Source organism: Rossellomorea aquimaris TF-12 (assembly GCF_001648555.1).
Lineage (GTDB): Bacteria > Bacillota > Bacilli > Bacillales > Bacillaceae_B > Rossellomorea > Rossellomorea aquimaris.
Genome location: NZ_LQXM01000024.1, coordinates 125,993 through 138,745 on the forward strand (window position 1 = coordinate 125,993; position 12,753 = coordinate 138,745).

Annotated in this window: 9 protein-coding genes, 16 tRNA genes and 1 rRNA gene; all 26 read right to left on the reverse strand. The window is 39.9% G+C overall.

Going from position 1 to position 12,753, the window contains the following annotated elements; translation table 11 throughout:
• Window positions 1–7 precede the first annotated feature (7 nt).
• On the reverse strand, window positions 8–976 hold the full coding sequence (locus IQI_RS06485) for a sugar phosphate isomerase/epimerase family protein (RefSeq protein WP_064091846.1): 969 nt from the start codon (window positions 974–976) through the stop codon (window positions 8–10).
• A gap of 12 nt (window positions 977–988) precedes the next feature.
• Window positions 989–2,029, reverse strand: coding sequence for a Gfo/Idh/MocA family protein (locus tag IQI_RS06490; protein ID WP_064091847.1), 1,041 nt, complete (start codon window positions 2,027–2,029; stop codon window positions 989–991).
• Window positions 2,030–2,046: 17 nt separating this feature from the next.
• Window positions 2,047–3,072 (reverse strand): Gfo/Idh/MocA family protein, encoded by a 1,026-nt coding sequence (locus IQI_RS06495; protein ID WP_064091848.1) that lies wholly within the window; start codon window positions 3,070–3,072, stop codon window positions 2,047–2,049.
• On the reverse strand, window positions 3,069–3,806 hold the full coding sequence (locus IQI_RS06500) for a ThuA domain-containing protein (protein ID WP_064091849.1): 738 nt from the start codon (window positions 3,804–3,806) through the stop codon (window positions 3,069–3,071). Before IQI_RS06500 ends, IQI_RS06495 begins: the two co-directional genes overlap by 4 nt.
• A 17-nt stretch (window positions 3,807–3,823) precedes the next feature.
• The gene (locus tag IQI_RS06505; RefSeq protein WP_064091850.1) at window positions 3,824–5,401 is read right to left on the reverse strand and encodes a response regulator transcription factor; all 1,578 of its coding nucleotides are present in this window, start codon (window positions 5,399–5,401) and stop codon (window positions 3,824–3,826) included.
• A complete protein-coding gene (locus IQI_RS06510; protein ID WP_064091851.1) occupies window positions 5,382–7,193 on the reverse strand; it encodes a sensor histidine kinase in 1,812 nt (603 codons plus the stop codon). The genes IQI_RS06505 and IQI_RS06510 overlap by 20 nt, the downstream gene beginning before the upstream one ends.
• 140 nt (window positions 7,194–7,333) lie before the next feature.
• Window positions 7,334–8,611, reverse strand: a complete 1,278-nt coding sequence (locus IQI_RS06515) for an ABC transporter substrate-binding protein (RefSeq protein WP_064091852.1) — start codon at window positions 8,609–8,611, stop codon at window positions 7,334–7,336.
• 81 nt (window positions 8,612–8,692) lie between these two features.
• Window positions 8,693–9,520, reverse strand: coding sequence for a carbohydrate ABC transporter permease (locus tag IQI_RS06520; RefSeq protein ID WP_064091853.1), 828 nt, complete (start codon window positions 9,518–9,520; stop codon window positions 8,693–8,695).
• Window positions 9,520–10,461, reverse strand: coding sequence for a carbohydrate ABC transporter permease (locus IQI_RS06525; protein ID WP_064091854.1), 942 nt, complete (start codon window positions 10,459–10,461; stop codon window positions 9,520–9,522). Before IQI_RS06525 ends, IQI_RS06520 begins: the two co-directional genes overlap by 1 nt.
• A gap of 436 nt (window positions 10,462–10,897) precedes the next feature.
• A tRNA-Gly gene (locus tag IQI_RS06530) sits at window positions 10,898–10,971 on the reverse strand.
• An 18-nt stretch (window positions 10,972–10,989) separates the two neighbouring features.
• Window positions 10,990–11,070 (reverse strand) — tRNA-Leu (locus IQI_RS06535).
• 5 nt (window positions 11,071–11,075) lie between these two features.
• Window positions 11,076–11,149, reverse strand: a tRNA-Cys gene (locus IQI_RS06540).
• A gap of 10 nt (window positions 11,150–11,159) precedes the next feature.
• Window positions 11,160–11,234, reverse strand: a tRNA-Gly gene (locus IQI_RS06545).
• Between the two features lie 4 nt (window positions 11,235–11,238).
• Window positions 11,239–11,310 (reverse strand) — tRNA-Gln (locus IQI_RS06550).
• A gap of 38 nt (window positions 11,311–11,348) precedes the next feature.
• Window positions 11,349–11,424, reverse strand: a tRNA-His gene (locus tag IQI_RS06555).
• Window positions 11,425–11,435: 11 nt separating this feature from the next.
• Window positions 11,436–11,509 (reverse strand) — tRNA-Trp (locus IQI_RS06560).
• 39 nt (window positions 11,510–11,548) lie between these two features.
• A tRNA-Tyr gene (locus IQI_RS06565) sits at window positions 11,549–11,632 on the reverse strand.
• 13 nt (window positions 11,633–11,645) lie between these two features.
• Window positions 11,646–11,721 (reverse strand) — tRNA-Thr (locus IQI_RS06570).
• A 12-nt stretch (window positions 11,722–11,733) separates the two neighbouring features.
• A tRNA-Phe gene (locus tag IQI_RS06575) sits at window positions 11,734–11,809 on the reverse strand.
• A 166-nt stretch (window positions 11,810–11,975) separates the two neighbouring features.
• Window positions 11,976–12,052 (reverse strand) — tRNA-Asp (locus IQI_RS06580).
• Window positions 12,053–12,130: 78 nt separating this feature from the next.
• Window positions 12,131–12,204: transfer RNA gene (locus IQI_RS06585), tRNA-Met, on the reverse strand.
• A 16-nt stretch (window positions 12,205–12,220) separates the two neighbouring features.
• Window positions 12,221–12,296: transfer RNA gene (locus tag IQI_RS06590), tRNA-Val, on the reverse strand.
• Between the two features lie 22 nt (window positions 12,297–12,318).
• Window positions 12,319–12,393: transfer RNA gene (locus IQI_RS06595), tRNA-Glu, on the reverse strand.
• 17 nt (window positions 12,394–12,410) lie between these two features.
• A tRNA-Ser gene (locus IQI_RS06600) sits at window positions 12,411–12,502 on the reverse strand.
• A 3-nt stretch (window positions 12,503–12,505) separates the two neighbouring features.
• Window positions 12,506–12,580: transfer RNA gene (locus tag IQI_RS06605), tRNA-Asn, on the reverse strand.
• A 7-nt stretch (window positions 12,581–12,587) separates the two neighbouring features.
• Window positions 12,588–12,704 (reverse strand): 5S ribosomal RNA (gene rrf, locus IQI_RS06610).
• Window positions 12,705–12,753 lie beyond the last annotated feature (49 nt).

Sequence of the window (12,753 nt, forward strand, 5' to 3'; positions counted from 1 at the left end):
CCACTCATTACACCCACCACATATCCGATGGCTGCTCTTCAATTAAAATCGACTTTAGATTTTTGACTGCTCTCCCAAAGCCTTCTTCGATGGACATAATCGGATCTTCATGCTCAATGCTCACGACATAATCATATCCAAAGGTGCGTAAGGCACTCATCATATCAGACCACTCTTGTAAGCTATGTCCGCAGCCTACTGAACGGAAGGACCAAGCTCTAGTTTGGATATTTCCGTATGACTGCATATCTGTAAGACCATACATGTTGACATTGTCCTGGTCTATATACGTATCCTTCGCATGGAAGTGATGGATGGCATTTTCTTTCCCTAAAATTTTAATAGCCGCTACAGGATCGATTCCCTGCCACCATAGGTGACTTGGATCTAAGTTAGCTCCAATTGCCTCACAGGTTTCTTCACGCAGTTTCAACAGCGTATAAGGCGTGTGTACAAGGAAGCCTCCGTGCAACTCCAGTCCTATTTTCACGTTGTGATCTTGAGCAAGCTGGCCCATCTTCTTCCAATACGGAATCAGTTTCTCTTCCCATTGCCACTTCAAAATGTCTCCATATTCATTTGGCCATGGAGCAACTGGCCAGTTCGGATGCTTGGCTCCTTCATGGTCTCCTGCAGTTCCTGAGAAGCAGTTCACTACAGGTACATTCATTAAACTTGCTAGTTTGATGGTTTTCTCTAATGCTACATGAGATTCTTCTGCAAAAGCAGCATCGGGTGAAATGGGGTTGCCGTGGCAACTGAAGGCACTGATTTCTAATCCTCTTGATGTCACTTTTTCTAAGTATTCACTTCTCTTCTCTTCACTTTCTAAAAGAAGATCTAAGTTGCAATGAGCATTTCCAGGATATCCTCCTGTACCAATTTCAACAGCATTCAGCCCGGATTCTTTTACGTAATCAAGCATTTCATCAAGGTTTTTCTGCGAGAATAATACGGTAAATACACCTAGTTTCATTTGTACTTCCTCCTATTTCAATGTAATGCTTTTCCCTGTTTCACTGCTTTTATAAATAGCATCGATTATTTGAGATACTTGCATAGCTTCCTTCGGCTTAACCACGAGCTCTTCATTTCCCAGACATGTGTGAATGAAGTTTTGAGCCTGAGGAAGGCTTGGATCGTCTTCACCTGGAACCCAGTCTGCTTCGCTATTAAGAAGCATGCCGTGTTTCATTTGGTTCATGTGAAAAGGGAATAAATCAATTCCGCCTCTTTCTCCAGAGATGCTCATGCTTTCCTCATCACTTTTCACATTAGCAGACCACGAGGTTTCAAAAAGCATAGACGCTCCGTTATGGAATTTGATGTAGGCTGTCACATGATCGTCCACTTCAAAGCTCTCTTTATCAAAATCTCCCCACTGATTCACTTGATCTGGCATTCTACTAAGCTTGTTATAGGTTGTCCCTGTGACTTCAACTGGAATTGGGTTTCCTAGTAACCATAAGGATAAGTCTAGGAAATGGCAGCCATAATCAATCAAGCTGCCCCCACCTTGAAGCTCCTTATTTGTAAACACGCCCCAACCCGGAACCTTTCGGCGGCGGATTGCTCTTGCTCTTGCCACCATTGGTTCGCCAATTTCGTCTTCAGTGATGACTCGTTTTGCAGCACGAGAATCCTTCATAAAACGGTAGTGATAAGCTATGGCTAATACTTTGTCAGCTTTTTCTGCTGCATCAATCATCTGTTGACATTCGAGTGGAGTCATAGCCATTGGTTTTTCACAAAACACATGAACTCCCGCTTCTAAAGCAGCAATGGCGATGTCAGCATGAAATTTATTTGGGGTACAAATCGTGACTGCATCCACATGCTTAAACATATCCCGATAATCATTGTATACCTTGGATATCGTGAATTTTTCGGCTACTGTTTGGGCTGTGATAGGGTTAATATCACTGATCCCTTCGATAGTTACTGTGTCTGATAGTTTAATAAACGTAGGAATATGACGGGTTTGGGCAATTCCTCCAACACCTATGATTCCCATTCGGAGCTTTGTCATCGTTGGTTACACCTCAATTACAATTTAACAATTCGTTTCGTTTCATTTGACTCTAGAGCTGATAGTACGACTTGCAGGGATCTCATTCCTTCTTCCCCTGTAACTGGTGGCTCTTCATTGGTCATAATGGCATTCACAAATTCATCTACTACGCGGGAATTCGTTTGTCCTCCTGCATCATTTGTTTGAATTCCACCAAGTTCGTATCTTACAACTTCTCCTGTTACGTATTGAGCTACTAGAGAATGTACTGGATCATCCTCCAACCTTAGTATCGCTTTTTCACCATAGATAATCGTAGAGTTATCTTCTTTAGACACGTAGGACCAGCTCGCAGCCAGGGTTCCGATTGTACCACTCGTTGTTTTTAATACACATACTGCCGTATCATCCACGTCTGCGTTTTCTTTTGCACTTGTTTCTACAAAGGCTCCAACCTCCACGAATTCTTCACCTAAAATATAGCGAAGTAAGTCGGTTTTATGAACACCTAAGTCTCCCATAGCACCAATAAATGCTTCATCCTTTTTGAAGAACCAGCTTTCCTTTCCGTCAGCACTCCAGCCTTCAGGACCACCATGGCCAAAAGCAGAACGGAAACTATAAATTTTACCGATTTCACCATTCTCAATCAGCTGCTTTGCTTTTTGATGAGAAGGAACAAAGCGCTGGTTATGAGCAATCATCAACTTCTTTCCATTTTTCTTAGCCGCTTCAATCATTTCCTCTGCTTCTTTGCGAGACGTTGCCATTGGTTTTTCACAAAGCACGTGCTTCCCTGCATTTAAAGCTGCAATTGAAATAGGTGCGTGCAAATAGTTTGGTGTACAAACACTAACCGCTTCTACTTCTTCATTGCCTAGCAGCTCTTCAAATTGGGTATAAGCCTTTGCTCCAATCACATCAGCAATCTTCCATGCTCGTTCTTCAACGATATCACAAACAGCTATAACCTCTACGTTCTCATTGTTTGCATACTCAGGTAGGTGACGGTGCTGAGCAATACTTCCACAACCAATGACACCAATCTTCATTTTATTCATTTTTCTTCCTCCCCCTTTACTCCAATTTCTTCAAGTGGCTTCGCATTTCCGTATACAGGTCTAGCATGATTTACTGGCTTGGCCCATTTCACTGCGTTAACAATGACCTTTTGTACATCTTTGTTATAGTAGGTTGGGTACGTTTCATGTCCTGGTCGGAAGTAAAAAATCTTCCCGTTTCCACGTTGAAAAGTACAGCCGCTCCTAAAAACTTCTCCACCTTCAAACCAGCTGACCATCACTAACTGGTCAGGAGTCGGGATATCGAAGTGCTCCCCATACATCTCTTCTTTTTCAAGTTCGATGTACTCTCCTAACCCTTCTGTAATAGGGTGACTAGGATCAACTATCCAAATGCGTTCCTTCTCATCAGCTTCTCTCCACTTCAAGTCACAAGAAGTTCCCATCAGTGCTTTGAAGATTTTTGAAAAATGGCCGGAGTGTAGAACAATTAAGCCCATGCCATCAAGGACCCGCTGTTTCACCCTTTCAACAACTTCTTCTGACACTTCGTCATGTGCAATATGTCCCCACCAAACGAGTACATCGGTAGAATTTAAAACGTCCACTGTCAAGCCATGTTCAGCCTCGTCTAAGGTAGCTGTTTTCACATTAAATGAAGATTCTCCTAAAAAGGAAGCAATCGCACCGTGAATCCCTTCAGGATAAACCTCTCTTACCTTTTCACTTTTTTGTTCATGACGATTTTCATTCCAAACGGTAACCTGTAACATAGTAAAACCTCCATTAGTTATGATTTAGAAGATAGTGAGTGCTTGTATTCGTTTGGTGTCAATCCTACCTGCTTCTTAAACACCTTACTAAAGTATTTTTCATTTTGATAGCCTACTCCATAGGCAATTTCATATATTTTCAAATATGGATTTTCAAGTAATTTCTTTGCTTGTTCCATACGAATATTCGTTAAATAATCAGTAATGGTTGCATGATATTCTTGCTTAAACTTACGGGAAATGTACTCTCTGCTTAAAAAAAAGCGGTCCGCAATGTTTTGAAGATTAATGTCTTCTTGATAATGCTCCTGTAAGTACTCTTCAATTTGCTGCATATTATTCTTTTCCTTTTGGTATTTCACACTGGATAAGGTATTGATTAACTCTTTAAACTCTTTTTCTTTTTCTTCCTTGAATTTTGCTAAAGAAAAAGAGCCATCTTCTTTCCAGTAATCAACCCCTCTGTAGAAGGGTAACTTTTTTTGAATCTCGTACTCTTTCAACCAATTATTTCTTAAAATCTGGAATTGGTTCTCCCACAGATTTAGTTGCTCCAGAGAAAGAGTATGCATATTCTCCATAATAGAAATTATTTTATGCAGCTGTGCATCAACTTGCTGAGTACTTCCCGATTGAATCGCCCATTTTAGTTCATTTGAGTAGTCTAATAGATGAAGTAGCGGCTTTGACTCTACGTCTTCATTACTGACAATTTTCTTCTGAAGAACTAAACTGTGCTTTAAAAATATCTGTAAAGAGGATTCATATGCTTCGTTAAGGTGGTTTGATTTTTTCCCTATGGCAATAATGGGACAAACCTTACTATACTGAAAAATTAAAGAATAGATTTCTTCTAGTAAATAGGAGACATTCTTGTGATTCCAAAATAGAATGACGAGCTCTTCATCCTTTTCACTATTTCTAAAGCAAACACCATCATTTTGCTTCCTCAAAAGCTCATTGCATATATTGATCAAGGTAAAAAACGCAAGATCTCGATCACCTTGAAAGGATTTCATCACGATGGGCTCTATTGAAAGTAATGCCACCTTCTTCTGCTTCTGAGATAGCTCAACATCAAATTCTTTTTGGATTTTCTCTCCAATGACTTTTGGTATTTCTTCTTCCTTACAGAGATTTGAAAATATCCTGTCCCAATATAGAGGCTTGACTTCATTCATCACATGACTGTCCTCTACCTGTGATCTTCTTGAAAGAGCCTGTTGTTTCCACTCTTTAACGGCTTTTTCTAGTGTTTCGTTCAATACTTCCGGTTCAATAGGCTTTAAAATATAATCAAAGCTATTATAGTAGATTGCGTTTCTCATATATTCGAAATCATCATATCCACTCACGACAATCGTTTTACTTTTGATATCTGAAGTGTGAAGCCATTTTAGTAGATTAATCCCATCCCGCTTCGGCATTCTCATATCCGTAAAGATAATTTCAGGACGATGCTCCGTAATCAATTCAATGGCTTCATCCCCATCCTCTGCCTCTAGAATAGTGTGAATTCCATTTTTATTCCAATCCGCTAATAAAAGTAATCCTTCTCTCACATGCTTTTCATCATCAATAATGATCGCTTTCATTCGCTTCACCTTCCATTCTTATTGGCAGTCTTATGGTGACCATAAAGCCTTCCCCTTCAAGATTTTCAAGATGTAACGAAGCTCGTTGACCATAGTAAAGCTTCAATCGGACATATACATTTTTTAACCCAATATTCGTTTCTTCACCCAACTTGTTTCTTGCCTCTGCTTGAAAATGCTCGTGAATTTCCTTGAGCCTTCCTTCCGACACTCCTACCCCATTGTCAGCAATTTTCATTACTAACTCATTATTTTCTCGGAAACAAACAAGAGAGATTTTCCCTATTCCATCTCGAATATCAAAACCGTGCTTAAAGTAATTTTCAATAATAGGCTGTAAAATCATTTTCGGTACTTCTACATCCTGAACATTTTCTTCCACTTCGACTGTATAGTCTAAATTCTCTCCGAAACGTTCTTTTTGTAAGAGCAGGTAAGCATTTGTGTAGTTAATTTCCTTACTTAAAGGTACTACATCTTCCTCCATGTTCATTCCATATCTCATTATTTTTGAAAGATGAGTAATTAAAGAGTAAATTTGCGGTACTTTATTTTTTAAGGCAATCGTTCCTATGGATTGCAATGCATTGTATAAAAAGTGTGGATTAATTTGGGATTGAAGCACCTTTAACTGATTAGTCTTGTTTTCTAATTCAAGCTTGTATTCACGATTAATCAACTGATTGATTCGTTCAATCATCTGCTGAAATCTGAAACCAAGTATGCCGATCTCGTCTGATCCAAAGGATTTTGGTTGAACCCTCATATCCCCTCTTTCTACCTGTTGAATATTTTGCAGAAGAATTCGTATAGGTGATGTAATTTTAAATGAAACGAATAATGTCGCTAACACTACAAGAGATAATCCTATGACCCCGAACAGAATATTAATTTTTGCTACACTAAAGGCACTCTCATATAAATGAGCAAAAGGCACTCTCTTCACTAATATCCAGCCCCCTGCAGAGGCAGGTAGCTGATCGTACATCATCACACCATTGAAGGAATCTTCCTTCCACTCCATCGTTCCTGACTCTTCTTTTGAGGAGAGAATCTGTTTAATCCAGTTTTGATTTCCTTGGTTGTCAGATACATCAATATGGGAACTATAAATGATTTCCCCTTCGGAGGATAAAAGATAAAATTCCTCGGTATCACTGTTGTAAAGATTCCTACTTAAATCAATAATTTTATCAGGAGAAACCTCTAATGATATATAAGCCAGTACTTCATCGTCAGGTACATTTGTAAATGCTCTATGAATCGTAATGATATTCTTTGATCGATTAATGGCATTTTCCTGTTGGGCGTAGGTTGGTTCGATGTACATGTTATAAGGACTTCTCCTGGCATTCAAAAAGACCTCTCTCTTTGAGTCCTTAATACGGTTCGAGAAAACAACAGTAGAACGTTTGGTAGCGGATATGATTCGATCATCTTTCGCAAATGAAATCCGGACTGCGTTTATCGTATCTCCAGTGTAGAGAATCGTTTGCACAACATTCTTCACAGTACCAATAGTGACGTAATTATTCTCCTGATTTTGAGACCTCATATAATTTATAAAATCAGCATTATTATATAGTGATAATGTCAACCCATTAAGTTCATTAATATAACTCTCTAAATTCACTTTCCCCTGATACAACAGATTGCTACTCTCCTGCACAACCTGATTTTCCAAATAATCCTTCGTATACAAATATGTAATAACAATCGAACTCCCAAACGGAACAATCGTCGTAATCAACAACAACACAATCAACTTATTTCGAATACTTGTCTTTAACATGAGGGACGGACCTCCAAAGTTTCACTTACACATAAGTATAAAGTGTCTCTCCTCACACTTGGAAGTGTTTTTCGAAATATTCCTTCAAAACTTATAAAATAGAAAGCATGTCTAAGTAGACATGCTTTCTATTATTCATTTTATTTCAAGTTATCCCAAGTTTGTTGGAAGCGCTCAAGTACAGTATCATAATCAATTTTACCTGCAGAGTACTCTTGAATTGTAGCAGCGAACTCTTTATTCGCTCCATCCGGCCATCTGAACCAAGTCCAAGGAATTGTTTTTTCATCTTTAGAGTAGTCAAGAATAGATTGACCTAAGTCACCAAGACCATTTGGCTCAATGTTGTCAAATGCAGGAATGAACGCGAATTCTTCAGTGATATAACGCTTTCCAGTTTCAGAAGAAACCATCCAATTTAAGAATGTCTTTGCTTCTTCAAGGTGCTCAGAGTTTTTGTTTAATACCCAGTTATTTGGAACACCGACTGGTAAACGATCAGCACTATCATCATTGCTGACAGGAATCGGAAGGAATGCCATATTCATATCAGGATTGATTTCATAAATCATATTCTCAGTCCAGTTCCCTTGTTGAAGCATTGCTGTTTCACCAGAAGCAAACAGAGTCACTTGTGTATTGTAATCTGTTGTTAACGGATTATCGTTAGCATATTTAAGCTCAGTATCCAATACTTCTTTAAATTGTTCGAATTTCTCATTACCTACAATTTTCTCAGATCCATCATAAAGACCTTCGATAAAAGCAACAGGATCATCCTGCTGTGCAAATGGAATGTTTAGTAAATGCTGTCCAATTACCCACCACTCGCCATATCCAGCTGAGAAAGGAGTAGTTCCAGCATCCTGCAGCTTTTTAGATGCATCTTTTAATTCATCGATTGTCGTTGGTGCTTCTTTAATTCCTGCTTTTTCAAATAAATCTTTGTTATAAACAAAACCATAACCTTCTAAGTTAACCGGCATACCATATAGTTTACCGTCTGTATCTGTCATTGGAACTTTACCAATTGGAAGAACATGTTCTACCCAAGGTTCTTCAGAAAGATCAGCTAGTTTCTCTTTCCAAAGCTCAAGCTCTTTAAATCCACCGTTATTAAAAATGTCTGGCTCTTCACCTGAAGCAAATTTCGCCTTAAGTGCAGCACCGTAATCGGCACCTCCACCAACAGTTTCAAGCTTTACCTTAATGTTTGGATTCTCTGCTTCAAACTCTTTAATCATTTCTTGAAGCTGATCAGCAATTTCAACCTTAAATTGGAAGAAATTAAGAGTGACAACATCGTCACCAGATTTTGAATCTCCATCTGTCCCACTTGTAGTGTCTTTAGAAGAACAGCCTGCAATGATTCCAAATACTAAAACCATAGACATAAATAGTAAAAGAACACGTTTCATAAATGAATTGACCTCCCTGATACTTTTAATTTTATATAAATTTCTGTATGGATGAAATAGAATCATACAGAAACTTTATATCTACTTAATCGACCCTGATGCGATACCTTTAATAATATGCTTCTGTAGAAATAAGAAGAAAATGATGATTGGTGTAATACCCAGCACTAAAGCGGCAAGTCCCATATCCCATTGCTTCGTATATTGTGCGAAGAAAGAGCTCGCTGCCAATGGAATCGTACGCAATTCTGCATCCTGTAACACAAGAAGCGGTAATAGGTAATCATTCCAAATCCATAATGTATTTAAAATAATGACTGTAACAGTAATCGGCTTCAGGAGTGGGAATACAATTCTCCAAAATACCCCGAATTGACTACATCCATCAATCATGGCTGATTCTTCGATTTCAATTGGAACTGTTTTTACAAATCCATGGAACAGGAACAAAGAAAGAGGAACACCGAATCCAAAATACATAATGATCAATCCTGGAATGCTATTCGTCAGACCTAATGTTCCACCTACCTTCATTAATGGAATCATGACTGTTTGGAATGGAATAACCATGGCAGATACAAACACAATAAATAGGATTTTACTAAACTTTCCTGGTGTTCGAACCATTTTCCATGCTGCCATTGAACTAATCAGAACTAAACCAATATTACTGAAAACAGTTATAATCAGTGAATTCCAGAAAGCCCGAGGAAAATTGATAATCTCCCACACCTTTGCGTAGTTTGAAAACACAAACTCCTTTGGCCAGGCAGCTGCATCGATTAGAATCGCTGCAAATGGTTTCACTGAGTTAATTAAAACGAAGTAAAAGGGAATAAGGAAAATGAGCCCTATAACAATTCCGATAATTTCTAAAATAAAGGTTTTCTTGGTATATCGATTGCCCATTATGCCTCAACCTCCTTCTTCTTCGTAATCATTACTTGTACAGTTGTAAAGATTGCCACTACTACAAAGAATAGAATCGATTTCGCTGTCCCTAGACCATATCGATTGTTTTGGAAAGCCTCTTGATAAATATTAATGGCTACGGATTGAGTAGAGTTAAATGGACCCCCACCTGTTAATGAAATATTTAAATCAAAAATCTTAAATGCCATTGAGATGGTTAAGAAGAAACAAATCGTGAAGGCAGGTAAAATTAATGGAATAATGATCTTGGTAAGGAGCGTCCAGTTCGTCGCACCGTCCATCTTGGCAGCCTCCAATAATGAATTGTCAACACCTTGCAAGGCAGCCACATAGATAACCATCATGTATCCACTGATTTGCCACGCGAATACAATCACGATGCCCCAGAATGCCGTCGTTTCATTTCCCAGCCAAGGTAATTTGAAAAATCCGATTTCCGTCATATTTCCAATCGATGCAAAACCTTTAACAAAAATAAATTGCCAGATAAACCCGAGTAATAATCCTCCGATAACGTTTGGAATAAAAAATACCGTTCTTAATATATTACGAGTTTTTAATGCTGCATTTAGTAATAATGCAAAACCAAAACCTATTAAGTTACTAATAATAACAGCAGCAAACATAAACTTCGTTGTAAACATAAATGAATTAAAGAACGTCTCATCACTAGTGAAAATTCTCTTGTAATTCTCAAATCCTACCCATTCAACAACAGAACTCACCCCGTTCCAGGAAGTAAAGGAATAGTAAACTCCCATAAGAAAAGGAACGATTTGAATAACTAAGAAAAATAATAATGCCGGTCCAACAAAGGCAGCGTAGGTTAGTAAGCTCTTATACTTTGCCTTCCTCTTCGGTACGGCCTTAATTTGTGCGTCTGTGCTTACTGGTCCAGTTTGAATCTTGGTTTCCACCGTATCACCACCCCTTTATTTATGTAATCGCTTTCTTACATTATAATGGTAGCGCTTTCTTAAATAGGGGAACTAAATTGACAAAGATAGTGCACTATTTTGACATTCTCTTTCTTTAATAGAAAAAATATATAATGAACTCATGGTAAAAGTAGAATCATAGAAGGGGAGATCGCGATAAGAAAGGATGTTGTTGAAGTCTCACTTAATATTAGGAGCCTTTAACATTGATAAGAGGAGTGTCGTTTCGTTATTTTGAAAGGATTACATGGTGTATTCCAAAAAAACAGGTTGCCTATTGGCATTCACCTTAACTGGCTCAATGTACAAATTCGGTGCTTAGGTGACAGATACTTTATTATAAATATCAAAACAAATAACTTTTAAAAACAAAAAAAGACTTCCTCTTATTAGAGAAAGTCTGTCGTATGTAAGTTGGAGCGGGTGAAGGGAATCGAACCCTCATCATCAGCTTGGAAGGCTGAGGTTTTACCACTAAACTACACCCGCATATTGAGTTTGGAACAGTACCGGTGGCCGGGATCGAACCGGCACTCCAGAGGAACACGATTTTGAGTCGTGCGCGTCTGCCAATTCCGCCACACCGGCATTATTGGAGGCGGCAACCGGATTTGAACCGGTGATAAAGGTTTTGCAGACCTCTGCCTTACCACTTGGCTATGCCGCCTTAAATAATATGGAGCGGAAGACGGGATTCGAACCCGCGACCCCCACCTTGGCAAGGTGGTGTTCTACCACTGAACTACTTCCGCACTACTGGGCTAGCTGGATTCGAACCAACGCATGTCGCAGTCAAAGTGCGATGCCTTACCGCTTGGCTATAGCCCACTGATAGTATATGTCACAAAATATAATATGTGATATTATGGGGCGACTGATGGGAATCGAACCCACGAATGCCTGAACCACAATCAGGTGCGTTAACCACTTCGCCACAATCGCCATAATAAAATTGGCAGGGGTAGTAGGAATCGAACCCACACCAAAGGTTTTGGAGACCTTCGTTCTACCTTTAAACTATACCCCTATAAATGAATGAAGTTTATTTTACTTTCGTAAAAAAACATGGTGGAGGGGGGCAGATTCGAACTGCCGAACCCGAAGGAGCGGATTTACAGTCCGCCGCGTTTAGCCACTTCGCTACCCCTCCATAAATTCCTCGATGGTGCCGGCAAGAGGACTTGAACCCCCAACCTACTGATTACAAGTCAGTTGCTCTACCAGTTGAGCTACACCGGCATCAAGAAAAAATGGTGGCTCAGGACGGAATCGAACCGCCGACACATGGATTTTCAGTCCATTGCTCTACCAACTGAGCTACTGAGCCATTTAGTTTTCGGCTTCCCCTAAGCTTCGAATCTCTTCGTCAGCTCATTCAGTCACATCCTCACGTATGTTTAATACGCTTCGGTGTTCCTTCGATCGCTTCCTCGACCTTCTCGCTTATCGAAACCCTTTTCTTTTTCAAGAAACAATGCTAAATCAAATGAAAATGGCGGTCCGGACGGGACTCGAACCCGCGACCTCCTGCGTGACAGGCAGGCATTCTAACCAACTGAACTACCGGACCAAAGTTTTTTGACGACAGTCAAAATAACTTTCCATACGTGACTCTTAAAGGATTATGATATCCAAAGTCAAAATGGTATTGCGGGGACAGGATTTGAACCTGCGACCTTCGGGTTATGAGCCCGACGAGCTACCGAACTGCTCCACCCCGCGACGATATAAAAAATCATGGTGGAGGATGACGGGATCGAACCGCCGACCCTCTGCTTGTAAGGCAGATGCTCTCCCAGCTGAGCTAATCCTCCAGTATTCCGTTTTCAAAAGAAATGGTGACCCATACGGGATTCGAACCCGTGTTACCGCCGTGAAAGGGCGGTGTCTTAACCGCTTGACCAATGGGCCAGTATAGATGAATGGTATGGCGGAGAGCAAGGGATTTGAACCCTTGAGACAGCATTAACCGCCTACACGATTTCCAATCGTGCTCCTTCGGCCACTCGGACAGCTCTCCTTATGGCTCCGCAGGCAAGATTCGAACTTGCGACCGATCGGTTAACAGCCGATAGCTCTACCACTGAGCTACTGCGGAACGATATGCCTGGCGACGTCCTACTCTCACAGGGGGAGATCCCCCAACTACCATCGGCGCTGAAGAGCTTAACTTCCGTGTTCGGCATGGGAACGGGTGTGACCTCTTCGCAATAGTCACCAGACTGTTTATCCTTTTTTAAGGACAAGTACTATTATAACTCTTTTAGAGAA

Coding starts and splice junctions, on each gene's coding strand:
- IQI_RS06485 (WP_064091846.1), bottom strand. CDS start 976: ATGAAACTAGGTGTATTTACCGTATTATTCTCGCAGAAAAACCTTGAT.
- IQI_RS06490 (WP_064091847.1), bottom strand. CDS start 2,029: ATGACAAAGCTCCGAATGGGAATCATAGGTGTTGGAGGAATTGCCCAA.
- IQI_RS06495 (WP_064091848.1), bottom strand. CDS start 3,072: ATGAATAAAATGAAGATTGGTGTCATTGGTTGTGGAAGTATTGCTCAG.
- IQI_RS06500 (WP_064091849.1), bottom strand. CDS start 3,806: ATGTTACAGGTTACCGTTTGGAATGAAAATCGTCATGAACAAAAAAGT.
- IQI_RS06505 (WP_064091850.1), bottom strand. CDS start 5,401: ATGAAAGCGATCATTATTGATGATGAAAAGCATGTGAGAGAAGGATTA.
- IQI_RS06510 (WP_064091851.1), bottom strand. CDS start 7,193: ATGTTAAAGACAAGTATTCGAAATAAGTTGATTGTGTTGTTGTTGATT.
- IQI_RS06515 (WP_064091852.1), bottom strand. CDS start 8,611: ATGAAACGTGTTCTTTTACTATTTATGTCTATGGTTTTAGTATTTGGA.
- IQI_RS06520 (WP_064091853.1), bottom strand. CDS start 9,520: ATGGGCAATCGATATACCAAGAAAACCTTTATTTTAGAAATTATCGGA.